The organism is Mucilaginibacter sediminis (assembly GCF_051903035.1).
Taxonomy (GTDB): Bacteria; Bacteroidota; Bacteroidia; order Sphingobacteriales; family Sphingobacteriaceae; genus Mucilaginibacter.
Map to the genome: position 1 here is coordinate 3,894,952 of NZ_CP170602.1, position 23,625 is coordinate 3,918,576.

20 protein-coding genes are annotated in these 23,625 nt (G+C 43.5%); 5 read left to right on the forward strand and 15 right to left on the reverse strand.

Annotated features, from left to right (window positions below; translation table 11 throughout):
* Positions 1 to 2 precede the first annotated feature (2 nt).
* From ACFGVS_RS15875 to ACFGVS_RS15900, 6 genes are all read right to left on the reverse strand, one after another.
* The gene (locus ACFGVS_RS15875; RefSeq protein ID WP_439694682.1) at positions 3 to 1,319 is read right to left on the reverse strand and encodes a hypothetical protein; all 1,317 of its coding nucleotides are present in this window, start codon (positions 1,317 to 1,319) and stop codon (positions 3 to 5) included.
* On the reverse strand, positions 1,312 to 2,055 hold the full coding sequence (locus ACFGVS_RS15880; protein ID WP_439694683.1) for a type III pantothenate kinase: 744 nt from the start codon (positions 2,053 to 2,055) through the stop codon (positions 1,312 to 1,314). Before ACFGVS_RS15880 ends, ACFGVS_RS15875 begins: the two co-directional genes overlap by 8 nt.
* Complete coding sequence (gene purQ, locus ACFGVS_RS15885) at positions 2,055 to 2,747, reverse strand: phosphoribosylformylglycinamidine synthase subunit PurQ (RefSeq protein WP_274211534.1); 693 nt, start codon at positions 2,745 to 2,747, stop codon at positions 2,055 to 2,057. The genes ACFGVS_RS15880 and purQ overlap by 1 nt, the downstream gene beginning before the upstream one ends.
* A gap of 127 nt (positions 2,748 to 2,874) precedes the next feature.
* Positions 2,875 to 3,861: a DUF6427 family protein gene (locus ACFGVS_RS15890; protein ID WP_274211533.1), complete on the reverse strand. Its 987-nt coding sequence runs from the start codon at positions 3,859 to 3,861 to the stop codon at positions 2,875 to 2,877.
* Between the two features lie 75 nt (positions 3,862 to 3,936).
* Positions 3,937 to 4,545, reverse strand: coding sequence for a hypothetical protein (locus ACFGVS_RS15895; RefSeq protein ID WP_439694684.1), 609 nt, complete (start codon positions 4,543 to 4,545; stop codon positions 3,937 to 3,939).
* Positions 4,529 to 5,005, reverse strand: a complete 477-nt coding sequence (locus ACFGVS_RS15900; protein ID WP_439694685.1) for an RNA polymerase sigma factor — start codon at positions 5,003 to 5,005, stop codon at positions 4,529 to 4,531. The genes ACFGVS_RS15895 and ACFGVS_RS15900 overlap by 17 nt, the downstream gene beginning before the upstream one ends.
* A gap of 181 nt (positions 5,006 to 5,186) precedes the next feature.
* Here ACFGVS_RS15900 and ACFGVS_RS15905 point away from each other — a divergent pair, with 181 nt between their 5' ends.
* The 3 genes from ACFGVS_RS15905 (at position 5,187) to ACFGVS_RS15915 (ending at position 7,330) form a co-directional block, all read left to right on the forward strand.
* A complete protein-coding gene (locus ACFGVS_RS15905) occupies positions 5,187 to 5,540 on the forward strand; it encodes a YciI family protein (RefSeq protein ID WP_090642264.1) in 354 nt (117 codons plus the stop codon).
* Positions 5,541 to 5,587: 47 nt separating this feature from the next.
* Positions 5,588 to 6,823, forward strand: coding sequence for an RNA polymerase sigma factor (locus tag ACFGVS_RS15910; RefSeq protein ID WP_439694686.1), 1,236 nt, complete (start codon positions 5,588 to 5,590; stop codon positions 6,821 to 6,823).
* Positions 6,824 to 6,973: 150 nt separating this feature from the next.
* Positions 6,974 to 7,330: a TfoX/Sxy family protein gene (locus ACFGVS_RS15915; protein WP_274211529.1), complete on the forward strand. Its 357-nt coding sequence runs from the start codon at positions 6,974 to 6,976 to the stop codon at positions 7,328 to 7,330.
* A gap of 181 nt (positions 7,331 to 7,511) precedes the next feature.
* Here ACFGVS_RS15915 and ACFGVS_RS15920 read toward each other — a convergent pair whose 3' ends face one another.
* Positions 7,512 to 8,555 (reverse strand): helix-turn-helix transcriptional regulator, encoded by a 1,044-nt coding sequence (locus ACFGVS_RS15920; protein ID WP_274211528.1) that lies wholly within the window; start codon positions 8,553 to 8,555, stop codon positions 7,512 to 7,514.
* A gap of 5 nt (positions 8,556 to 8,560) precedes the next feature.
* Positions 8,561 to 8,872: a hypothetical protein gene (locus tag ACFGVS_RS15925; protein ID WP_274211527.1), complete on the reverse strand. Its 312-nt coding sequence runs from the start codon at positions 8,870 to 8,872 to the stop codon at positions 8,561 to 8,563.
* Positions 8,873 to 8,978: 106 nt separating this feature from the next.
* Between ACFGVS_RS15925 and ACFGVS_RS15930 the strand changes: the two genes are divergently transcribed.
* Positions 8,979 to 10,433: an RtcB family protein gene (locus tag ACFGVS_RS15930; protein WP_439694687.1), complete on the forward strand. Its 1,455-nt coding sequence runs from the start codon at positions 8,979 to 8,981 to the stop codon at positions 10,431 to 10,433.
* A gap of 80 nt (positions 10,434 to 10,513) precedes the next feature.
* Entirely contained in the window at positions 10,514 to 11,014 is a 501-nt protein-coding gene (locus ACFGVS_RS15935) for a hypothetical protein (protein WP_439694688.1), read from the forward strand.
* 598 nt (positions 11,015 to 11,612) lie between these two features.
* Here the strand turns inward: ACFGVS_RS15935 and ACFGVS_RS15940 are convergent.
* The 7 genes from ACFGVS_RS15940 to upp form a co-directional block, all read right to left on the reverse strand.
* Complete coding sequence (locus ACFGVS_RS15940) at positions 11,613 to 12,770, reverse strand: glycoside hydrolase family 130 protein (RefSeq protein ID WP_439694689.1); 1,158 nt, start codon at positions 12,768 to 12,770, stop codon at positions 11,613 to 11,615.
* 236 nt (positions 12,771 to 13,006) lie between these two features.
* Positions 13,007 to 17,161: a two-component regulator propeller domain-containing protein gene (locus tag ACFGVS_RS15945; RefSeq protein WP_439694690.1), complete on the reverse strand. Its 4,155-nt coding sequence runs from the start codon at positions 17,159 to 17,161 to the stop codon at positions 13,007 to 13,009.
* 743 nt (positions 17,162 to 17,904) lie between these two features.
* Positions 17,905 to 18,501, reverse strand: coding sequence for a hypothetical protein (locus tag ACFGVS_RS15950; RefSeq protein ID WP_439694691.1), 597 nt, complete (start codon positions 18,499 to 18,501; stop codon positions 17,905 to 17,907).
* Positions 18,498 to 20,642, reverse strand: a complete 2,145-nt coding sequence (locus ACFGVS_RS15955) for a molybdopterin cofactor-binding domain-containing protein (protein WP_439694692.1) — start codon at positions 20,640 to 20,642, stop codon at positions 18,498 to 18,500. Before ACFGVS_RS15955 ends, ACFGVS_RS15950 begins: the two co-directional genes overlap by 4 nt.
* Positions 20,639 to 21,115 (reverse strand): (2Fe-2S)-binding protein, encoded by a 477-nt coding sequence (locus ACFGVS_RS15960; protein ID WP_439694693.1) that lies wholly within the window; start codon positions 21,113 to 21,115, stop codon positions 20,639 to 20,641. The genes ACFGVS_RS15955 and ACFGVS_RS15960 overlap by 4 nt, the downstream gene beginning before the upstream one ends.
* A gap of 152 nt (positions 21,116 to 21,267) precedes the next feature.
* Positions 21,268 to 22,842 carry a Na+/H+ antiporter gene (locus tag ACFGVS_RS15965; protein WP_439694694.1) on the reverse strand — a complete coding sequence of 525 codons (1,575 nt, stop codon included), beginning with the start codon at positions 22,840 to 22,842 and terminating at the stop codon, positions 21,268 to 21,270.
* A 119-nt stretch (positions 22,843 to 22,961) separates the two neighbouring features.
* Positions 22,962 to 23,606: a uracil phosphoribosyltransferase gene (gene upp / locus ACFGVS_RS15970; protein WP_439694695.1), complete on the reverse strand. Its 645-nt coding sequence runs from the start codon at positions 23,604 to 23,606 to the stop codon at positions 22,962 to 22,964.
* Between the last annotated feature and the right edge of the window lie 19 nt (positions 23,607 to 23,625).

The following is a 23,625-nucleotide window of genomic DNA, read 5'->3' on the forward strand; positions in this document are numbered from 1 at the left end:
TATTAATCAAATTTATATTTGGTAAACCACCTGTCGTTAAGCGTAAAGCCTAAGTGCAGGTTAACATAGTTTTCTTTAACCAGGCCATTAGCCAGCGTACCTCTTTTACCAACCTCGGCCGAGAAGTTGATTTTGTAAAAACTACCGTTGTTAGGGCGTAATGGCAAGCCAAAACCGGCGGTAACAGCCACCCTTTTAATACGGGTATTATTTACAACCATGTAGGTTTCATCATAAATACCCCCAATACGGTAATCAACAGTGGCCAGGTAGTTGCGGATGGTACCAATGTTTGGGGTAATTTGCGCGCCAACATTAATGGTGCGACTGTTTACCAAACCCTGGTTTTGACCATCAATGCTGTAGTTTGACCACTGCCCCATTGAATAATCGGCGCCAACTAAAAACTTGCCATCATTTTGGAACGATATCCCGAACCTGTTTATTTGAGGAAGTTTCAGCTTTACTGATGAGCCTTGTTTGTTTATAACGCTATCAACCGCAATGTTAGGGTTGCCATTGGCATCATTGGTGTAATGGCTTACAATAAAGCTGGACTGTGAATTAAGCTTTGACCCTGCCGATGCCGAGTAACCCAAAATAACGTGCTTTGTTTGGGAAAGATCAATGGAATATTGCAGGCCGTAATCGTAATTTAAACCGCCGATAGCATTGGTTTGTTCAATTTTGGTATTTAAAAAGCCGGCCAGGTCGGGTGTTTCGGTGGTGGTATTATCTTTAAGATTACCAAATATATAAGACACATTACCACCTATTAATAAGTGCTTGGCTACTGTAAAGCCGTAGCCGATGTATGCTTTTGATAAGCCGCCATCGCCATTATAGGCATAGTTGGTAGTATTGGTATCTGCCGGCGAAGATGTACCAAGGCTGCTAACCGACTTTTTATAGTTGTAGCCACGTTCGCTGTAAGGCAACAAGCCAAAACTCAATGCCGAATGCTTACTAACAGGAATACCGAAAGCGATGTGGCTTAACCTGAAATTTTTATTGCTCTGGCTGGTTTGCCCGGTTTGGCTCAGGGAAGAAAAGTTACTGTAGATACCAATATCAATAGTAGTTAAATTAATAGCCGCGTATGATGCCGGGTTAAGGAAGTTGATGTTATTAAACAAGCTAATCCTGTTGGTTGCAACGCCAATACCACCTGTACCAAGGCTTTGGGCTGTTGACTGTGGGCTAATATCGCCCAAACCGAACCTTGAATATGGAGAGCTGGTGGTAGATTGCGCGTTTGCTGCAAATACAATTACTGCAGAAAATAGAAGTGTTAAAAGAAACCTGGTATATTTAATCATTATGCTTTTGTATAGCTGCGTTTAATCCTTTTAAAACCAAATAAGGTTCAATTTTTATGTAGGGGGCAAAGATGCTGTTTTTTAACAGCGTATCAAAAAAAATACTGTCGCCCCCACTTAGCACAATATTTAGTTGGTTATCAATGGCTTTATAGCTTTCAATAAACCCTGTTAACTCATATTTTATACCGTTTTGCACCCCCGAACGTATGGCGGTTTCGGTATTGTTTCCGTAGCCTGGCGTAAACCCTGCATCGGCATTTATTAGCGGCAAACCGGCGGTATAATAGTTTACTGCCTTATAACGCATATTTAAACCCGGTGATATGCTGCCTCCAAAATAATTCCGGTTGGCATCAACATAGTCGTAGGTTATGCAGGTGCCGCCTGCTATTACCAGGCTATTTTGCCCGGGGTATATATGGCTTGCCCCTATAACGGCAGCCATTCTATCAGTACCAAGTGTTTCGGGGGTTAGGTAGTGGTTTTGTATTCCACTGGTCATGGTGTTGTTAAATGTAACCAACGGTATTTTCGATGTTAAGCTTTTTTGCCAGGGCTCTACATTTTTTTTTACCGACGATACAATTCCCATGTCAACTTTATACTCACTGATCAGTTCATCCGGCCTGGTCATGGGCACATCTTCAAATTGTTCAACCGCAAGCAACTCGTCCAGCTCAAATACGGCAATCTTTGTAAATGTGTTACCAATATCGATAACCAGGCTGGTCATCAGGCCCTAACTACTGATAGTATTGATTCGAAAATAGCCAGTCCGTCTTCGTTAGCCAACAACGCGTCAGCAGCCCGTTCAGGGTGAGGCATTAAACCAAATACGTTGCGGGCAGCATTGGTGATACCGGCAATATTTTCCAATGATCCGTTAGGGTTGGCGTCAGCCGTAATATTACCGGCTTCATCGCAATAACGGAACATTACCTGGTCGTTATCATTTAAGCGTTTTATCACGTCGGCACTGGCAAAAAAGTTACCCTCGCCGTGGGCAATAGGAATTTTGTATGCCTGGTTCTGCTCTAAACCAACAGTAAGCAACGATTGGGTTGTTTGCGGTTTAAGATAAATGTTGCGGCAAATGAATTTACGATTTTCGTTATGCAGCAAAGCGCCATCCAGCAAACCGGCTTCGGCTAATATCTGGAAACCGTTACAAATACCCATTACGTAACCGCCTTTTGCAGCAAACTGGATAACTTCCTGCATAATTGGCGAAAAACGGGAGATAGCACCTGAACGAAGATAATCGCCAAAGGAGAAACCGCCGGGTAAAACAACAAAGTCTACACCTTGCAGGTCATGGTCTTTGTGCCATAACCTTACAACCTGCTGGCCCATTATTTTTTCTAATACATATATAATGTCTTCATCACAGTTAGAGCCCGGGAATATAACTACGCCAAATTTCATCTGATTTGTTTTTTTGTGTAAGTTTTTATGATACTACAATCGCCTGGTTGTTTGTTTAAACAGCAGCCAATAATAGTTTCACGCTACAAAACTAATATAACCGCTGAAATTTGGACGAATGTAAAAGTTAAAATTTGTTAAACTGAAAGTAGATAATGCTGATTAACAGCAATAAAAACAAGCTTTCGTAAAACCATTTTTTGGTTGCGTATAAAAAATAATAGGCAAAAAACACTGCGGCGGGTGCTATACACAACAAAAAATGATTAATGTGAAAAGAAGCACTTACATAAAATGAAAATCCTGCAATCAAAAAAATAAAAAATAACAGCTGGAAAGATTTACGGGTTTGCACGTAACTTTTAAAGAAATTTTGCTGCAATTTAAAAATGCAAAGTACCAATATCATCAAAACGGGTATCAGCAGCAGGTAATTATAGGAGTTGATGCTGATATGATCAGGAAATTTTTTACCCAGTGGCAACCAGATATTATAAAAAACAGTAATCTTATCATTCAGATAGTAAAACACCGCTAAAAAGAAAAAGATGGTGACATACCCTAAAATGCCCGATACCCAATCGCGCCAGTTAAAGGGTTTAAATAATATGAGCGCTATCCAAATAGCCAAAAACAAATAAATAAACGGGAAGTAAATAAGCGAGCCAAGGGCAACTATCATACCTGCATCATAGGATATTGATTTGGCATTATCTCCTTTGTACAGGCTAAATAGCTTAAATAGCATCCATATCAGCAAAAAATTACATATCAGCGGCGCGCTTAATATTAAAAAAGGCGAAAACAGGCCCGAAAGCGTTACATACATCAATGCAGGCAAAAAAGAGGGCTTGCTTAATAAATTATAGTGGTTTATTAAATAGTTAAGCAGCATTGCCTGTATCAGTATCAACACGCCGGCAATCAATATATTCAACCCGGGCGATAGTGCATATTCGTAAGCAACAGGTACCAGCAGGCGTGCAAACGGCTCAACAAATACAAATTCCAGTTTGTCGGGTACATGAATGATATAGCCAAGCCGGGTGATAAACAGCACAACCACCAGCCACAAAACATTCAAAGGATTAAAAGACCGGAAAACCTGGATCATAGCGGGCGATAATTTGCAGCGGCAAAATTAGTACAAAAAGCGAAAAGGACGACAAGAGATTTAAGCGCGAACAACTTACTCCGTTTCTTTAGATGCCTCCAATTGCTTATTTATAGCCTGCAATTTTTCGATAGCGCCGCTCATTTCGGCCTGTTGTTTTTTAAACTGCCTTCGGCCTAAATAAAAATAAGCAAAGGCCATCCAGCCAAAAGAGCATAAAAAAGTAATACTTGCCCATAAAACGCTCATCCTATCTTCAAACTCCATCATGTACAAAAACAGGCCAAAGCTCAAAAACACAAAGTATAAGCTCATTACTTTGGTTTGGATGAACTGCTGTTTTTTTTGTATCGAAATCAATTCGTTCAGGTAAGTAAAAGTATCAGCTTCGGGATGGCTTTTAAACAGCCCCATATGCAAACCGCTGCTTACCGCCACAAAAGCAACTATCGAACATACAATCAGGATAATACCTGCGGTGGTTGTAAATACCCGCGTACTCAAATTGGCCCATATTACAATTACAAAAATGGCAGTTGCCATTAATACCAGGTTGGCCCATATTAACTTGTTTTTTGTTTTACGTTTTAAATCAATCGCTTTTTTTATCACCGCGTTAATATCGGGCTTATTGCCGGCGGGCTGCTGTTGCCAAAGGGCTTTAAAATCAATACTGCGGCTCATATTTTTTAAATTTTTGAGATAGTTTTTCTTTAATCCTGTAAACCTTTACCCTGATGTTGGTTTCAGAGAGTCCTGTAATACAGGCTATTTCGGCTTGCTTTACTTCTTCCAGTTCCAGCGAAATGATGATGCGGTCAATCTCGGGCAGTTGGGCTATGCATTTATACAGCAGCTGCACCTGGCCTTCGGTATCGGGTGGCGCTTTATCTTCCAGTTCGGCCGGCATCTCGCCTGGTGGCATCCGATTTTGTTTTTCCAGCTGCCGCAGGCAATGGTTGGATGCGATACGGAAAATCCACGTACCTATGGCCGATTCGTTACGAAACTGATCGAGCTTTTGCCAAACGGTAATAAATGTATCCTGCGTAACATCGCGGGCACGGTCGTGATCATTCATATACCCCATGCATACACGGAAGATTTTGCTGTAATAGGTATCGTAAATTTCTTCGAACGACATGCACTTGTTTTGTTTCGATTATTTAGATACTGGATTTTTTAAAATGCTACATTTATTTTTCGATTGCAAATTTGGCGTATCTTGAACCGGTAATTGAAATATATAAATATTTTTCGGACCGTTGTCCTATCCGGCAAAACCTGATCGTCTTATAGCTTTAATCACCAAAATTTAAATCATCATGAACGAATTTTTATTGATCTTCAGACAAGTTGAGGAAAACGCTACAGAGTCACGGTCGCCAGAGCAAATGCAGGCAACCATGAAATTATGGATGGACTGGCTGGGCGGTGTTGCCGCACAAAACAAGCTGGTTACCAATGGCAACCGCCTGTATAACGGCACAGGATCTGTAATAAGGCCAGATGGGATAGTTACCAACGGCCCTTATGTTGAAATTAAAGAATTAATAGGCGGCTACTCCATCATCAAGTGCGATACTTTGGAAGAGGCTACCGAAATTTCAAAAGGCTGCCCAATTTTGCTGGTTGGTGGTAATGTTGAGGTGCGCCAGATTGTACCCATGAATATGTAATTTTATGCTGCCACCTCCTGCATGCGGGAGGTGGCATTATGCTTGCCATGAACAATACCGAACTGCTGCCGCATTTATTCCGTACCGAGTACCGTAAAATAGTATCGGTGCTATACAAGCACTTTGGTTTTGAGCATCCCGAAATTGCCGAAGATATAGCCAGTGAAACTTTTTTAAGCGCCGCCGAAACCTGGGGGCTTAAGGGCCTGCCCGAAAATCCGGTAGCCTGGCTTTACGCTGTTGCCCGCAACAGGGCCAAAGATTATTTAAAGCGCAATAAGATCTTCGACCAAAAAGTCACCCCCATCCTGCAGTCGGCACAGCCGGATTATGCTGAGTTTGAAATAGACCTGTCGGACAAACACATTAATGACAGCCAGCTACAGCTGATGTTTGCCATTTGCCAGCCGGTATTACCTGCCGAGGCACAGGTGAGCCTGGCATTAAGAATTCTTTGCGGGTTTGGGATTGATGAAATTGCCGACGCTTTTTTATCCAACAAAGCCACCATCAATAAACGCCTGTTCAGGGCGAAGGAAAAATTACGGGAAGAAAAAGTGAAGATTGAATTCCCGGCCACTTCCCAAATAAGCAAAAGGCTGCAGGCGGTTTTAACTACCCTGTATTTATTGTTTAACGAAGGCTATTACTCTACCAGCCAGGATGCACCTTTACGCAAAGACCTTTGTTTAGAGGCCATGCGCCTCACCTACCTGCTTATTGAAAATGAACTAACCAACCTGCCCGAAACTTATGCCCTGATGGCGCTGATGTGTTTCCATTCCTCGCGTTTTGATGCCCGTACCGATGAACATGGCGAAATGGTGCGGTATGACGATCAGGATACCCGCCTTTGGGTTGATGAGCTGATAGATAAAGGAAAATACTACCTGGAACTGGCCTCCAAAGGCAGCCAGGTAAACAAATACCACCTGGAAGCTGCCATTGCCTACTGGCATACCGTAAAGGAGGATACTATAGATAAATGGGAAAGCATCCTGCAGTTATACAACCGCCTGCTGCAAATTGCCTATTCGCCCGCTGCCGCGCTCAACCGCACCTATGCCCTGTACAAAGCCCGTGGCAAACAGGATGCCATTATTGAAGCCGAAAAATTAAAGCTGAACGATAACCACCTGTACCACGTGTTATTGGGCCATTTGTATAAAGATGCAGATAACACATCTGCCATAGCTCATTTACAAACCGCGTTAAACCTGGCCAAAACTGTAAGTGAGAAAAACCGGATTAAAAAAGATTTGGCGCAATTGAAAGTAACCTGATTTTCGTTAATTTCATAAAATTATCTAATAACACCTATTACTTTATTAATCATGCAATTACGATAGTTTTAGTCGAAAGTCTTAAGCTCTCAGCAAAAAAGAATAAATTGACTTTTAACTCAAGACTTAGTACTATTAACTTAACACCACATGGCTTACGACGAACAATTAACCAACCGCGTGCGCGAAGCGCTAAGCGAACAGCCTAAAATTGACGAGATAAAAATGTTCCAGGGATTGTGCTTTATGGTTGATGACAAGATGTGCGTTTGTGTACGCGATAACGGCCTGCTTTTCCGCATTGGCCAAAACCAGGCAGCTGTTGAACTGGAAAATGGCGATTGCCGCCAGATGATAAACGGCGGCCGGGTAATGAAGGATTATGTTTGGGTTGATGGAGACGACATTGGCTCCAATAAAAAATTTGACTATTGGATAGGTTTGGCTTTGGAGTTTAATAAGGTAGCTAAGGCATCGAAGAAGCGGGGAGGAAAGGGGAAAGGCTAAAGGTAATGGGCAAAAGGTCAAAATGTTTTCCCGAAAACTGTGTCCTCACAGGCATCTTCCCAATATATAGTCCGGTTGCCCAGTCCGAACAAACTGCCATTGGAATAGTGGTTTGTAAGGACACAAACCGATGGAAAGGGATACAAACCGGAGGAAAACTTTTACAACTGAACATTGCCCTTTATTCTTCCGAACTAACCTGTATAGCCGAGGGAACTTCATATCTGTTGAGCGATTTTTGCAATAATATCTTCATCTGTTTAACCAAAATCCTGGGTCCTAATACCTTTATTTTGGGGCCGAAACCCAGCAGTTCGCGTTCCAGCTCAAAATTCATGATTACGCGGATAGTAAAAACTTTGCCGCCGTTCTCTTCGCTCACTACTTTTTGAGTATGGTGCAGGGGCTTGGTAATCACGTAGGGTGCGTTGGCATCATCAATCCAGAACACAACCTGTGTATCGCGCTGTCCCGGCGATTTGGTTACACCGATAACATCACTATAATAAGTGCCAAAATCTATCGATTTATTTTCGCGGTACTCATCGGAATGCTCTTCTATGGTTTGAATCCTATCGAGTGCCAGGTTTAACATTTGGGCATTTCTTTTATGTGGCATGCCCAATACAAACCAGCGGTTGCGGTACTCTTTTAATAGGTACCCGCTAAAGCAAAAGGTGTTAGCCTCGCGCGCTTTGAACGATTGGTAGGTAATGCACATGGTTTTTTTAGCTACGATGGCCTTACGGATAACCTCGATATACTCCAGCCCCTTCAGGTTGTCGTTTTTTTCAAAATCGATAACCGGTGTGCTGTGTGTTTTTTGCGAATAGATTTTATCCTCCAGCTTGCTCACCATTTCGTTCAGATCGGTAAAGTGGTTAAAGCCTTTAAATTGTTTTAGCAGGCTTGATACCTCACTCAAAACTTTTAAATCCTGCTGGTTAATGGGGCTGTTGGTAATGCTGTAGTTTTTATCGGCATAGGTGTAGTACTTTTTATCAACTACAATAATTGGTGCCTCATAGCCCAGCTTATTGCTGCGCATCATCTCGATATCAGCCTGTACTGATCGGCGGCTTACGCCTTTATCAATGCCTTCAAATTCGTATAAGGCATCCGAGCAGGCATCAATTAAATCGTCAAGCGTCCATTTTTTATAGCGGTTTTGCAGGCAATTGTCAATAGTACGGTAGCGGATAAGGGCATTGCGGTTTACAGGCATACTATTTAGTTTGGCGTGTTAAACTGCATTTTCATAATGAATTCAACATTTAAAGATCCCTTGTGCAAGGGAACAGGTATGGCTAATACCACCTCCCACCCTATTGACGACATGTAGTTTAAGGCATCTACCAGGGTGTAGTATTCTGTCACTTTTAATGTAGCTTGTATTATGGCATCGTTTTCCTTAAAAACGGGATTATCTTTTAATCCGAAATCAATCACTACATCTTGTTCGCTACTGTAAAACAACTTATTCTCAATTCTTAATTTACAAAATTGTACCGTGGTAACTGGGGGTGTTGTAGGTTGATCCATTGCGATAAGTTTATTTAGACCGTTAAAATAATAAATTATTTTTACTGCGCAAAAAGACTGCGCAGTGGCTGTTTTATTTTGTATCATCAACAAGATAACAATGATCATGGAAAAAGAAAAGATCAGCAACAACAACTTAAAGGACCTCGGTATTAACGACGTGGATATATTGGTAAGCTTTGGCCGTGTGGCATCGGGCTTATTGAAAAACGAGGTAATGAGCAAATCGGATATACTGGCCAACCTGGAAGCTTTAATTAACGACCCGGCACCCTACCTGTTTAACAACGATGGCAAGTTTAAAAACCTTGCCGAAAATGTTATCGCTTTACGTAAAGAGGGCCGTTTTTTAAAACAGCTACAAGACGAGTTTAAGCTAAAAAAGGAAATTACCGATTTCCCGGTTTGGGGAGCAGAGCATATTCATGCAGGCGCGATGGCCCAAATGCGTTCGGCTGTGCAGTTGCCGGTTGCTGTTGCAGGCGCTTTAATGCCCGATGCCCATCAGGGCTATGGCCTGCCTATTGGCGGTGTACTGGCTACAACAGCCAATACCATTATACCCTTCGCGGTGGGTGTGGATATTGCCTGCCGGATGTGCCTGAGCATTTTTGATTTGCCCGCGCAAATGATAGATACCGAAACGGATAAACTGAAAACCATGCTGGGCGACCATACTTTTTTTGGTATGGGATGTACTACAAAATCGCATTTTGATAGCTCATTATTCGATAGCAATACCTGGGGCGAAACCAGGGTGATCCGTTCGTTAAAAAACAAGGCTTACGCGCAGTTGGGTACCAGCGGAACAGGTAATCATTTTGTGGAGTGGGGCGAACTAAGCATTGCCGATGGTGTTTTGGACGGGATACCTGCCGGTAATTACCTGGCTTTGTTGTCGCACTCCGGTTCGCGGGGCTTTGGGGGTAGCGTGGCCAATCATTACTCTAAAATAGCCATGAACAAAACCAGGCTGCCGGCCGAAGCCAAACACCTGGCCTGGCTGGACCTGGATAAGGATGAGGGGCAGGAGTACTGGATTGCCATGAACCTGGCCGGCGAGTATGCCAGCGCCAATCACCACGAGATACATAACAAAATAGCCCGCGCGCTTAACCGGCAACCCGTTATGATAATTGAAAACCACCATAATTTTGCCTGGAAAGAACAGCTGGCCGATGGCACCGAAGTAATGGTTCACCGTAAAGGGGCAACCCCGGCAGGCGAAGGTGTGTTGGGTATCATTCCCGGATCTATGAGTACGCCAGGCTTTGTGGTACGTGGCAAAGGCGATGCGGCCAGCATCAACTCGGCATCGCACGGTGCGGGCCGGTTAATGAGCCGGAGCGCCGCTTTTAAAACGCTTGATAAAGCAGCCATTGCCGCCAACCTAATTGATAAACGCATCACCCTGATGGGGAGCGATATGGACGAAGCTCCGATGGCCTACAAGGATATCCACACCGTAATGGCCGCCCAAAGCGACCTGGTTGAAGTACTGGCCAAGTTTGAGCCAAGGATTGTGAGGATGGCAGATGCAAGGGAGAAGCCGGAGGATTGATGCATATCCTGTACAATTATTAATAAATTAATTCCTAAACCTGCGTTGGTTCGTTTCACGGGCCAGCGCTAATTTTATTTATGATGAAACCTATCCCATCAACTACCGAAATATTGGCTTATAAAGTTCTAAACAGAAATATTGACGAAATCTGGATCAGATGGGCAGTTGATATGTTAATGGCGGGGTTTGATACAGAACACCTGGTGGAACTGGCCGGTGCAAGCGTTCATGATAGTCATTTTGAATTGCAGCTCTTAACTACTAAAGCTTTAGATGAATTAAACCTTGATTATACAGACAAGCACCAAATAATCAGGAATTATGTAAGCTATTTAATCTTGCTATCATTAGATGGGATTATGCCACCGATAAAGGTGTTAAAGATTTTGTATGATATCTATTTCGAACTCGACGAGGGATCATATCTTGAGCACTTTACTCATCTTTATTACGCTAAGGAGGAGGAGCTACTTAATGATGGCGTTCAATGGTATTTTACATCTACTGGCACCAGCGATATCGATTCTATCATTAACGATTACTTTCTTCAATGGCTGTTGGAAAACCCTGTTAAGTGAGTACTGTCTGTTTATTGTGGATTGGAGTCTCTCCTCCCGCAAGCCATATTATTTAATACTATTTTTTCTACCTAACCCTATTGTAAATGAGCAATTTTCTGCTTAACTTGGTACTACCAATTTCAAATAAACCAAAATATCAGGAGAAGTCGTCATGAAGAAAAATGTTACTGTAGTTAATCAGCCAGAGAAAGCTGAAGCTACAAAATCTGAATCAGTACCCTGCCAAAGTCTTAACCCCAAAATGTACCGCGATCACACGCGTTGCGACCATTCGTATGGGCGGGTTAATAAGTTCCCGTTCGGCAGCAGCCACGGGCCGTTCTCATTTTAAGAAGAACTTTATAACGACCTCTTTGCGCAGGCAGATCATCCCTTGGTCTGTGTGTTTAAGGGTGCACACTTATGTGCTTAGCAAGTATGCGCCCTTAAATTTTTAGTCTTAAGTCTAAAGCCTTAAGTTCTAAGTCAAAAAGAATTAGCTTAATTTTTGATTATACATTTAATACTATTAGACAGACCTCCTTTCGTCGAAATCCTCAAGTTCTACATCAAAAAAGAATAAATTGACTTTCGACTTAGAACTTAAGACTTAGCCCTAATTCCCCCCAACCGGATCGGGCTTAGCCGGATTGGCCGGATCATAAACCGCTACCCCTACCCTCGAATCGGCGCAGCCGTAGTACAGATACCATTTCTTTTTAAAGTAAACCATCCCCTCAATAAACACTGTTCCGTTAACGTATTGCCCGCTTTTTTCAAATGGCTCCATCGGCCGCAAAAAAGGCAGATCAAGCCTGGTAATATTTTTAGCCGGGTCTTTACTATCAAACAAAGCCTGCCCCGCGCAGTACGAATTGGGGTTAAACCTGGTATCCCTGCCTTCTGCTGGTTTGTTTTTGCCGTTATAAAACAATATGATTCCCTTATCGGTCATCAACGCGGGCGGGCCGCACTCGGTAAGATCGCTGTCAAAATAGCCGGGGCGTGGCGATATCAGTTGTTTCAATTCCATGTTCTTATCCACCACCGGCGCCCAGTCAACCAAATTGGTTGATGTTGCGGCGTACACATGCTGCTCGCCCCAATACAGCCAGTATTTCCCATTGATTTTAATGATCACCTGTTTGCCATTCACCACCTTGGTGAGTATTGATGCCGATTTACTGGCGATGTTAAAAAATTGGCCACGATAAGCCTGTTCGAAAATAGGCCCGTGCTTTTTCCAGTGAATCAGGTCGGTTGAGGTAGCTACGCCCAGGCGGGGCAGTTTACGGTTCCATTCGGTATAAAACACAACGTATGTACCACCGGCAGTAACGGCCACCCGCGGGTCTTCACAGCCCCCGGGCCATTCGTAGGGTTTGGCAGCGTCGTTAGCAGGGTAAAGCACGGGGGCTTTTCGCCTTGTAAAATGCAAGCCGTCGCTGCTTTCGGCATAACCCAGCCGCGATGTGCGGAAACCAATGCCAATACCAAACTTGTCTTCGGCCCGGTATAAAACTACCACCTTGCCATTTTTAACGGCTGCACCAGGGTTAAAAGTATCGTTAGCCTCCCAGGCCACCGGCTTTTTACTCATCGGGTCAATAAACGTGAGGCTGGTATCGGGCGATATAATAGGGTTCAACTTTGCCGGGCGTGCAAAACCGCCAAAAGCCCAGTCGGGCAGTACATTGGTGGTAGCCTGCCCAAAACATGCCTGGCTTAACAGCAACAACACAAAAGCCCTGGCTATTTTAAAAATTGGTTTCATAAACGGGTTATATTGGTTTACAATAGTACGTGGTATTATGGGGGAATAAAAATTAAATGTTTGAGGAGGGGGAGCGATGAGGTTAATCTTTATATGTATCGTTTTACTGTGGCATCGGCTTCGAATGCCGGCTAAAACTTACCCCGGCAGGCAACCCGGCATAACAACCCGGAACTATTTGGAATGTTATTAATTGCCAATTACCACATCCCGCAAATCATTCAATATTAAGCCATTCAAAACTTGCCTGGCTTAATATCTACACTATCCTTCAAAGCCCATTTTTCCAGCTTATTCACCAAATCATCCAGTTTAAATGGCTTGCTTATATAGTCGTCCATACCGGCGTCTATACAAATTTGCAGGTCGGTTTGCAGCGCGTTGGCTGTCATCGCGATAATAAAAGGACGTTCGGGGAAACGTTTTTTTATTATTCGCGTGGCTTCCAGGCCATCCATTTTGGGCATTTGTACGTCCATCAAAATCACATCGAATGTTTTCTTATTAACCAAATCGAGGGCTTCCAGGCCATCGGCCGCCAAATCGGCTTCATATCCCAGTTTACTCAAAACCTTCATAATTAATTTCTGATTCATCTGGTTGTCTTCGGCAACCAAAATATGCAATGGGTACCTTTCCGAGAAATTATCTGACAGTTTATGTTTGGCGATATCGGCCGGCAGTGGTTCGTTACTGGTTGAATTTACATGCCTGGCAAGCTCTTTTATGATGTGTTTATATAAATTGTTTTGCTTGGCGGGTTTAGTTAATATGGAACAAAAAAGACCCGGATTATCCTTATGGAAAATATAACTTATCGAACTTAAAAGCATTATTGGTAAATCTGGAAATTTGGCCCTTATTAAATTGGCCAACTCAATTCCGTCCATAAACGGCATTTGCATATCGGTAATAACCAGCTTAAAATTATGGGGACGCGACAAGATGTCAAGCGCCTGCTCGCCTGAATTTGCTACTACAGGGCTTAGCTGCCACTGCTCCAGCTGGCCTTTTAAAATCCGGCAATTGGTATCGTTATCGTCAACAATCAAAATCTCGCTTTTTTCAAAACCATTCATACTATGGTTTATTTGCACGGCATCTTGCAGTAAACTCCTTTGCGTATGAATATTAAACCTGAAAGTACTCCCTTTATCAATTTCACTCTCCACACTAATTTTACCGCCCATTAACTTCACCAGCTGCTCACTTATAACCAGCCCAAGGCCGGTACCTCCGTACTGACGGGTGGTTGAAGAATCAACCTGGGAAAACGCTTTAAATAACCGGTGAAGCTTATCGGCAGAAATACCAATGCCGGTATCTTTTATCTCAAAACTTAATTCGATATCATTATCTTCTGAAGTACCAAGCAAATGTACAGCAACATAAATTTCGCCCTTTTTGGTAAACTTGATAGCGTTACTTATCAGGTTAATCAGGATTTGCCGAAGCCTTAAACTATCGCCAATAATTTGAGCCGGTACATCATAGTCAATCTGGTAAACCAGGTCGAGCTTTAAGTGGGCGGCCTTTAAAGCAAAAACGTCAAAAACTTCCTCAATACAGGTACGCAGGCTAAAATCTTTTTCCTCAAGCTCCATATTACCCGATTCTATTTTAGAAAAATCTAAAATATCGTTGATAACCGCCAGCAAATCTTCGCCACAGGTTTGTATCGATTCGGTAAAAGTCCGCTGCTCGTCGTCCAAAGGTGTTTCGGCAAGTAAGGAAGCCATCCCGATCACCCCGTTCATAGGCGTCCGGATTTCGTGACTCATGGTAGCCAAAAATATACTTTTAGCCTTATTGGCCTCCTCGGCTTCAAGGGCCGATTTTTTCTCCACCTCTATTGCCCGCGCCAGCTGCTCGGTACGTTCTTTTACCTGGCGCTCAAGCTCGGCCTTTTGATTTAATATAGAACGGGTTCGAATTATATAAAATGCTGGTCCGCTAATAATAAAAGCTAAAGCCACAATTAACTTAAACCACCAGGTGAGCCAAAAAGGAGGCGCAATATAAATAGTAATGGCTGTGCCTTTGTTATTCCATTTTCCGTCGTTGTTTGATGCCTTAACCCTGAATGTATATGTACCCGGATCAAGGTTTGTATAAGTGGCTGTCCGCTTAGTGCCAACGTAGTTCCAGTCCTTATCAAAGTTATCCAGCTTATAAGCATATTGATTTTTTTCGGGAATGGTATAATTCAGCGCCGCAAATTCAAATGTAAGTACCGAGTGTTTATAGGAAAGGTTTATAGCGCTTGTCTCACTGATATCTTTTTGAAGCGGTGAGTTTTTATCGCCAGGGATAACAGGTTTGTTAAAAATCTGCAGCCCGGTTATATAAACAGGAGGAATAAAGTCATTATCTTTTAAACTATCAGGATAAAAAGTGCTGAATCCGTTTACGCCACCAAAAAAAAACTCTCCGTCTGCAGTTTGAAAAGCAGAGTGGCTTTTAAACTCATCTCCCTGCAACCCGTCAGAAATGCCATAGTTTCTGACGACTTTAGTTTTTGGATTAAACCTGGCAATCCCTTTGTTGGTGCTTAGCCAAAAGTTTCCCTTATGATCTTTCAAAATAGTGTAAATCACATTATTCGGCAAGCCCTCCCTTTCGGTATATATCGTAAATGTTTGGCTACGCTTGTTAAAAAGGTTAAGCCCGCCGCCGTTTGTACCTATCCACATATCACCGTCAGCAGTCTGGGTAATCGACTCGACAGTGTTGTTTGATAAGCTGTGTTTCTTTCCCTCATCGTGCCTGTAATGTGTAAAACGGCCGGTTTTAGGGTTTAATATATCCAGGCCATTATCGGTACCTATCCACATATTGCCCTGTTTATCCTGGTATACGGTAGTAACAATATCGCTGCCTACGCTGTTATCATCAAGCGGATTGTTCCTATATCGGGTAAAGAGGCCGGTTTTTACATTAAAATAATTAAGCCCCCCTTTCCAGGTACCTAACCATATGTTGCCATCATGGTCTTTATACATATTGTTAATATCTGAAAGGGAAAGGCTGCGCATATTATTTGCCTGGGGCATATGATGTATAAAAGTCCCCTTTTTTTTATCAAACAAGTCGAGCCCGCCAATATGGTAACCAATGGCAATAAGATTTTTATCTAACGGCACTATAGCCATTGGATAATTATTGCTTATAGTGTTGGTATTATTATCATTATGCAGGTAATGAACAAAGGTCTTTTTCCTCCGGTTAAATAAATTCAGGCCACCTCCATCGGTGCCAATCCAAATATTTTCGTCGGTATCATCGCCGGATATGGCCAGCACATTATTGTTGCTTAAACTATTTGGGTTGTTTGGGTTTTGGCTGTATGAATTGAATTTGTTGCCCAACCCCGGTAAAAAATCAACTCCGCCCGAATAAGTGCCTATCCAGGTGTTTCCCGCATCATCCTTATATAAACAGTAAACAGAGTTACTGCTAAGGCTGTAATGATCATTTGCATCAAATTTGTAACAAACAAACTTGTTGGCCGGATAATCGAGCACGCTTATGCCTCCATTTTCGGTTCCTATCCACAATTTCCCATCGCTTTCCAGCATCGAAAGAATATCATTATGGCAAATACTGTTACTATTATTAGGGTCGTGTTTAAAATTTATAAACGAATCGTTTTTATTATTATACAATGCCAGCCCGCCGCCATGAGTACCCACCCAAATATTACCCTTGCTATCTTTATATACTGCTTTTATCCAACTGGCGCCAATACTGTTGTTGTTTGCAGCATCATGAACATAACGGATAAACTCACCGTTTTGGGGATTAAAATGACACAGGCCATCATCAGTTCCTATCCATAACCAGCCATTATTATCTTCGGTAACCTGGTATATAAACCCGTTAATTAAACCGCTTGTATTTTTGCCTGTGTACGTAATTTTTTTAAATGAACCATTTGCAGCATTAAATAAATATAAACCCTTACTGGTACCCAGCCATATCCTCTTTTTGCTATCCAAAAAAACAGACCTTACGGAGAAAGTTGAATGATCGGAATAATGAATAAACGTGTTTGTAGCGCGGTCAAATCTTTCAAGCCCGCTTTCGGTCCCAATCCATAAATTATGGGAACCGTCTTCCATTATAGATAGTACATAATTGTCAATGATGGTTGCTTTGTTATTCTGGTCGTGCTTATAATGGGTAAATTTATAACCATCGTATTTATTAAGGCCATCTTCGGTCCCGAACCACATAAAGCCACGGCTATCTTTAATGATGGTTACTACATGGCTTTGGGAAAGGCCTTCGTTTGTACTAAGTTGTTTAAATTTAAGATCGCGTGTTTGCGAATAACACAATCCGGGAAAAAGCTGGCATAAACACGAAATAAAAAGAAAAATTCGCCTCATTTTGTTGTGTTGATACTTTTACTGCAGATCATTTTTTATTAATATCGTAAACCTTATAAGTCAAAACAAAAGCGCTGCTTCAGTAAAATAATACTTTTGATTGTGGTTGGATTATTAATTCGGTTCGGAAATTTAATCTCAGCAATTCTACCGTCTGGTATGCTATCATTTGTTATTGATCACCCCCATCGTTTAATATTTATCATCAATCCCAAATGGCCCAAAGGATTATTTTAAGATTGTTTTGTTTCTGTTTATACGCTTTTCATGCCAAATGGTTTCATATAACATTAAAAGCATGCCTTTATTTAACTTGCTAATTATTTAATTTACAAGCAGTTTAAACATAGTCGCGCTAAATTTCGGCAAAAGAAATTGCAAGGCGATATATTTAGTACTGCAAAAGCTATCATATCCCTATTTAACTGCTAAAAAACCATGATAACTATGGTTGATACCCAAGGCAGTTCCCCTAATGCTATTAAGCCCGGCAAAACAGGTGTACACATAATATCAGATAATGCGCGGCACCGGGGATATGGCTTCACGCTTATAAATTAGACATTGTAACCCTGGTATTTAATTGTGCCTAATTATTTAACCAAAACTACGGCCGGTTCCTGGTGCTGTCGTCTAATTCGGAAAAAGGCGATTAAATTTGGCAATGTGGGTTATTGCTGCTTAATGATATTGCCCATGCTGATGACCACATCAACACAGGCAATTATTAAATTAAACATAAGTTATTTAGCAGGCGCGTAAGCGCCTGTTGTAAGCCATGTTATCCACGCTTTTTTGAATGCAGCATGACTCATAGGTGGCAGCGTACGGCCTTCGCCAGGGTTCCAGCCAGATAGTACTAAGCCATCATCAGCATGGGCAATCAGTTTTTTCAGGTCTTTATGGCCGTTTTGCCTGGGGTTTATAAGTTGTTTAGCCAGTTGGCGCGGCGTTCTGCCCTGGAAAACCATCATCATATCTGCAGGTGGTAAATGCCAGTTGGGATTGCCCGGCGGCGTATGCAGCCCGGGTGTATTGGTTGGCTGATGACAATTGGAACATTTCATGGCATAAACGCCCTTACCATCAACTCCCCTTTGGGGCGACATGGTGTGCAGATGATTATCATCGCCCTGTAGCGGAATGTTTCCCGAGGGATGGCAATTCATGCAGCGAGCGCTTATTAATACGGTATATACCTGCTTAAAGGCTTTAACAGAGGCAATGCTATCTTTGATAACCACCGGCTCGCTGACCGGTTTAGCATCATCGGCCTTAAAGGATAATACTATTGAGCCTGCGATAAATAAAGTAATGCTGATGAAAATTAGTTTTTTCATGCCTGAGTTAATTTATGGTTCATGATAGGCAAATTATATATCCGTTTACCGGTAGCAGCAAAAATAGCATTGACAATAGCGGGCGCCGTTGGCGGCACTGCGCACTCGCCGGCACCTCCCATTTTCTCATTACTGTCTGCAATAAACACGTTAATCTCCGGCGACTCGTTCATCCGGGCAATGCGGTAGTCATAAAAATTACTTTGCTGTACTTTGCCGTTTTCCAGCGTTATTTCGCCATATAAGGCCATGGTGAGGCCAAAGATGATACCACTCTCCATCTGCGCTTTCACGCCATCGGGGTTAACGGCCAAACCACAATCTATAGCGCAATCAATTTTATGCACACGCACCTGGCCATTATTAATACTAACCTCGGCAATAATGGCTACATAGCTGCCAAAAGCTTCGTGTACGGCAACGCCTTTATGCCGTCCCTGGGGTGCCGGTTTTTCCCAGCCGCCTTTATCGGCAACCAAATTGAGCGCCGCCAGGTGGCGTGGATGATCTTTAAGCAGCGCCCGGCGGTAATCTACCGCGTCGCGGCCAGCAGCATGTGCCAGTTCGTCAAGCATGGCTTCCATTACGTAGCCGGTGTGGGTATTTCCTACAGAACGGAACCACAGGATAGGCACTACCTCTTTGGTGGTATGCAGCCCTATAAAATGATCAGGTACAGTAGTAAGATAAGGCGAACCTTTTACGCCCTCTACAGAGGTATCATCAACAGCCGGAGGGGGGCCAAACATTGGAGCACCAGCCATAATAGATTGCCCTGCTATATTATGCTTCCAGGCTACAGGCAGCCCCTGCTCATTCAATCCCACCGAAACATCGTGCACACAAGCCCCGCGGTAATAGCCGCCTTTCATATCATCTTCACGTGTCCACACCATTTTTACTGGCTTACCGCTGGCTTTGGCAATATGAACAGCTTCAGAAACAAAGTCGGAAGTTGGCGTAGCCCGGCGGCCAAAGCCGCCACCCAGGAAAGCAACACTCATTGTTACCTGTTCGGGCTTCATCCCCAGTATTTTGGCAGCTGCTAACTGGTCAACACCCGGTAACTGCGTGCCGGTCCATATTTCACAGCTATCTTTTTGCAGGTTTACGGTGCAATTCATGGGTTCCATAGGAGCATGCGCCAGGTACGGAAACACGTATTGTGCCGAAATTACTTTACTTGCTTTGGTTAAGCCAGCCGCGGCATCTCCTTTTTGTTGGGCCGCCAACCCGTTGGTAGCAGCCAGCTTTTTGTATGCTTCTGTTTGTTTGGTTGTAAATAAATCTGCACCGGCTCCATTATCCCAGGTTACCTGCAAAGCTTTGCGCCCCTGCTGCGCCGCCCAAAAATGATTGGCAACTACGGCAACGCCTGTTGGAATTTGTACTACCTGTACTACGCCGGGTATCGCCATCGCTTTGCCGGCATCAAACGATTTCACTTTACCGCCAAAAACCGGCGCGTGTGCCACAACCGCGGTTAATAAGCCCGGGAACTGGATATCAAGGCCAAATTTGGCTTCACCATTAGTTTTTACAATGGCATCCATACGGCCGGCACCTTTGCCTATGTATTTCCAGTCTTTTTTAGGCCGTAAGGGTACCTGCTGGGGTGCCTTCAAAAGTGCGGCTTCTGCCGCCAGTTCGCCGTAGGTATATTTTTTGCCGGCAGCAATAACATGTCCATTTTCGGTTTTACAGTTTTCAACCGCAACGCCAGATCGTTTGGCGGCCGCTTGTGTTAACAACACCCGGGCGGTTGCGCCTGCATTGCGGTACCTGTCAAACTCCGACCAGGTAGAGCTTGAGCCACCGGTTATCTGGATACCATATACGGTATGATTATATGCCTTGCCAACGCCACTGTGTTTAACAGTTACCTGCCCCAGGTCTACATCCAGTTCGTCGGCCAGTAACATTGGTAGCGTTGTCCATATACCCTGGCCCATTTCCACATGGCTTAGGTATACGGTTATAGTGTTATCTGTTGCAATATTTAAAAAAGCATTGGGTGCAAAACCCGCGTCGGCCGTTGTTTTTACCATCGCTGCCAGCTTATTGGCTTGTGGTATGGTAAAAGAAATAAGCAATCCTCCGCCCAGAATAGTACCCGATTGTAAAAATGCGCGACGGTTCATGATTTTACTCCTTCCCGCTGCATTTGAGCAGCTTTATGTATGGCGGCCCTAATACGCGGATAGGTACCACAGCGGCAGATATTGCCCGACATAGCGTCATCGATGTCCTGATCGGTCGGGTTAGTGTTTTCTCTCAGCAATACCGCTGCCGACATTAATTGCCCCGATTGGCAGTAACCGCATTGCGGTACATCCAGTTGGGCCCATGCTATTTGCAAAGGGTGGCCGTTGCCCTTCGAAAGTCCCTCGATGGTGGTTATCTGCTGGCCTGCCGCACGGCTCACTTTGGTTACACAGGAACGTACGGCTTCACCATTCAGGTGAACAGTACACGCGCCGCATTGTGCTACGCCACAGCCAAATTTGGTACCGGTGAGCCCTAACAGATCACGAATGACCCAGAGCAGGGGCATGTTAGGATCGGCATTCACCTGTTGCTGCTTTCCGTTAATAGTAATAGTTAAACTATCCATAATTGGTTAATTTGGAAGTAAGTTGAAATATACTATAAAGCTAAGCAATTGAACACGTTAGGGGTTACAATATTCAAACCAAAAGTTACAATATTCAAACAATCGCCCATGAATGGGCTAAGCGGGGATTATGTTATGATAGAAAAACCGACCTAAATAAATTGCAGTTTTTCTTCTTCCAGGTCAAGGTACAAGAGGTGCCGCCGGATAATCTCTTCGTCAATATTCACATCTTCCTTGTTCTTGTTTATCAGCCATTTCCTTTGCAGGTCCAGCACATCGCGGTAAACGGATTTAGATTCTTCGGTCATCAATAAACCATCGGCTAATTGATCGTTATTTTGCCACTTAAGCGCCATTTGCTGAAGCATTGGCTGCCTGCTCACTTGCTCGCAGCAGTTTGAATTTAAGTACAGCAGCGCATGCTGGTTTAGCTGTTTCCTGATATCGTTATAAACTTCCTCATCGGGCGCCACTTCATCGGGATCGGTTAAATTCAGTTTCCTGATCAGGTAAGGCAACGTTAGGCCCTGCAGCAATAAGGTGGTTAAGATGACTACAAATGTGATGAACAAAATAAGGTTCCGCTGCGGAAAAGCCGATCCGTTGGCCATGTAAACCGGTATCGATAAAGCGGATGCCAATGACACCACGCCCCGCATGCCCGACCAGCCAATCAAAAAAGGAAGTTTAAAACCAGGATTTCTCGGATCGGCAACCGTAATAAAATTCCGGGCTACCAGGGTAACCAGCACTGCGGAAAAGGCTGATAAAATGCGACCGGCAATTAAAACCCCGGTTACCAATAAACCGTAACCAATAGCTGTAGCAATAGACACACTTTCGAGCCCGGCCGTAATTTGGGGCAGATCGAGCCCTATGATCATAAACACCAAACCGTTGAGCACAAAGCTAAGGCTGTCCCAAACGTTTAAACCACCCAGCCTTGAACTGCTGCTCAGGTAACGTAGCCGGTAGTTGGATAGCAGCAGGCCGCCACTCACCACAGCCAGCACGCCCGAACTATGCACGGCCTCGGCAGCTATATACATGATGTAAGGCGTTAACAGCGATAATGCGATATCTGTATTGGTATCAGTTGGCAGGTATTTATGCGTTTTCATAAATGCGTAGCCAACAATAAGGCCGATGCCTATACCGCCCGCCAGCATCCACACAAAGCTTAAAGCAGCCTGGTGCCAAACAAAACTGCCCGTTGCTACCGCTATCAGTGCGAAGCGGAAAATAATGAGCGAGGACGCATCATTTAAAAGGCTTTCGCCCTCCAAAACATAAGATAGCCGTTTGGGTACTTTTACAAATTTTAAAATAGCCCCTACGCTTACCGCGTCCGGCGGCGACACTATTGCGCCTAATAAAAAACCCAGGGCCAGTGTAAAGCCGGGAATAAAATGATTAACAACCAACGCAACCGCCAATGCCGTAAAAAACACAACCAGGAAGGCAAAACTTCCGATGATCCGTCGCCAGTGCCAAAGCTCTTTCCATGAAATATGCCATGCCGCGTCATATAACAGCGGAGGTAAAAACAAAATAAAGATCAGTTCCGATTCGATATGCAATGTAGGCAGGCCCGGGATAAAACTAATCCCTAATCCGGCTAATACCAGCAAAACAGGATAGGCAACTTTTATTTTCCTGCTCAGCATGATCAATAATAATATCACAATTACCAGGCATAAATAAAACGGAAAATCGTCCAGCATTTGTACAATATTTAAACTACAGACTAATTTATAAAAAATGCGGATGTAATTTATGGAGATTAGCCCATCTGGTAAAAAATTAAAAATCCGATATCGAAAATCCAAATTTCGAAATCCGCCTACACCTTCTCGCCAAATGCCAAATCGCCCGCATCGCCAAGGCCGGGCACAATATAGGCTTTGCTGGTCATTTCCTCGTCAATAGCACACACCCATAGTTTGGCTTTAGGCAGGTTGGCGCGTACATGAGCTATGCCTACGGTGCTGGCAATTACGGCGGCTATGTGCAGCTCTTTAATGTTATATTGTGCCATCAGCTCCTTGCAAACAGATACCAGGCTTTGGCCGGTAGCCAGCATGGTATCGCACAGGATCAGGATTTTGTCGTCAAGGTTCGGGGTCGAGATATGGTCTACCTGGATCAGGAACGAGCCTCCCCTTTTTACCTTGCGGTAAGCGGTTATAAATGCCGACTCGGATTGGTCAAAGTAATGCATAAAACCTTGATGAAATGGCAGCCCGGCCCTCAGGATGGTACCCAACACGGGCTGGTCGGCAGGGGTATTGATGTTGGCTATGCCTAAGGGTGTTTGTACCTCCTTAGTTTGATAATGCAGGGTTTTGCTGATTTCATAAGCTAAAATTTGACCAAGTTTTTCCTGGTTACGCCTAAAGCGGGCTTTGTCCTGCTGTATTTCGGCATCGCGCAATTCGGCCAAAAACTGGTTGGCAATAGTGTTGGTTTTATTGAGGACGAAAATCATGTTTAAAATTAAGCTATTT

Coding starts and splice junctions, on each gene's coding strand:
- ACFGVS_RS15950 (WP_439694691.1), bottom strand. CDS start 18,501: ATGAAAAAACTAATTTTCATCAGCATTACTTTATTTATCGCAGGCTCA.
- ACFGVS_RS15895 (WP_439694684.1), bottom strand. CDS start 4,545: ATGAGCCGCAGTATTGATTTTAAAGCCCTTTGGCAACAGCAGCCCGCC.
- ACFGVS_RS15935 (WP_439694688.1), top strand. CDS start 10,514: ATGATGAAACCTATCCCATCAACTACCGAAATATTGGCTTATAAAGTT.
- ACFGVS_RS15910 (WP_439694686.1), top strand. CDS start 5,588: ATGAACAATACCGAACTGCTGCCGCATTTATTCCGTACCGAGTACCGT.
- ACFGVS_RS15920 (WP_274211528.1), bottom strand. CDS start 8,555: ATGCCTGTAAACCGCAATGCCCTTATCCGCTACCGTACTATTGACAAT.
- ACFGVS_RS15925 (WP_274211527.1), bottom strand. CDS start 8,872: ATGGATCAACCTACAACACCCCCAGTTACCACGGTACAATTTTGTAAA.
- ACFGVS_RS15880 (WP_439694683.1), bottom strand. CDS start 2,055: ATGACCAGCCTGGTTATCGATATTGGTAACACATTTACAAAGATTGCC.
- ACFGVS_RS15940 (WP_439694689.1), bottom strand. CDS start 12,770: ATGAAACCAATTTTTAAAATAGCCAGGGCTTTTGTGTTGTTGCTGTTA.
- ACFGVS_RS15945 (WP_439694690.1), bottom strand. CDS start 17,161: ATGAGGCGAATTTTTCTTTTTATTTCGTGTTTATGCCAGCTTTTTCCC.
- ACFGVS_RS15905 (WP_090642264.1), top strand. CDS start 5,187: ATGAACGAATTTTTATTGATCTTCAGACAAGTTGAGGAAAACGCTACA.
- ACFGVS_RS15960 (WP_439694693.1), bottom strand. CDS start 21,115: ATGGATAGTTTAACTATTACTATTAACGGAAAGCAGCAACAGGTGAAT.
- purQ (WP_274211534.1), bottom strand. CDS start 2,747: ATGAAATTTGGCGTAGTTATATTCCCGGGCTCTAACTGTGATGAAGAC.
- ACFGVS_RS15890 (WP_274211533.1), bottom strand. CDS start 3,861: ATGATCCAGGTTTTCCGGTCTTTTAATCCTTTGAATGTTTTGTGGCTG.
- ACFGVS_RS15930 (WP_439694687.1), top strand. CDS start 8,979: ATGGAAAAAGAAAAGATCAGCAACAACAACTTAAAGGACCTCGGTATT.
- upp (WP_439694695.1), bottom strand. CDS start 23,606: ATGATTTTCGTCCTCAATAAAACCAACACTATTGCCAACCAGTTTTTG.
- ACFGVS_RS15875 (WP_439694682.1), bottom strand. CDS start 1,319: ATGATTAAATATACCAGGTTTCTTTTAACACTTCTATTTTCTGCAGTA.
- ACFGVS_RS15965 (WP_439694694.1), bottom strand. CDS start 22,842: ATGCTGGACGATTTTCCGTTTTATTTATGCCTGGTAATTGTGATATTA.
- ACFGVS_RS15915 (WP_274211529.1), top strand. CDS start 6,974: ATGGCTTACGACGAACAATTAACCAACCGCGTGCGCGAAGCGCTAAGC.
- ACFGVS_RS15900 (WP_439694685.1), bottom strand. CDS start 5,005: ATGTCGTTCGAAGAAATTTACGATACCTATTACAGCAAAATCTTCCGT.
- ACFGVS_RS15955 (WP_439694692.1), bottom strand. CDS start 20,642: ATGAACCGTCGCGCATTTTTACAATCGGGTACTATTCTGGGCGGAGGA.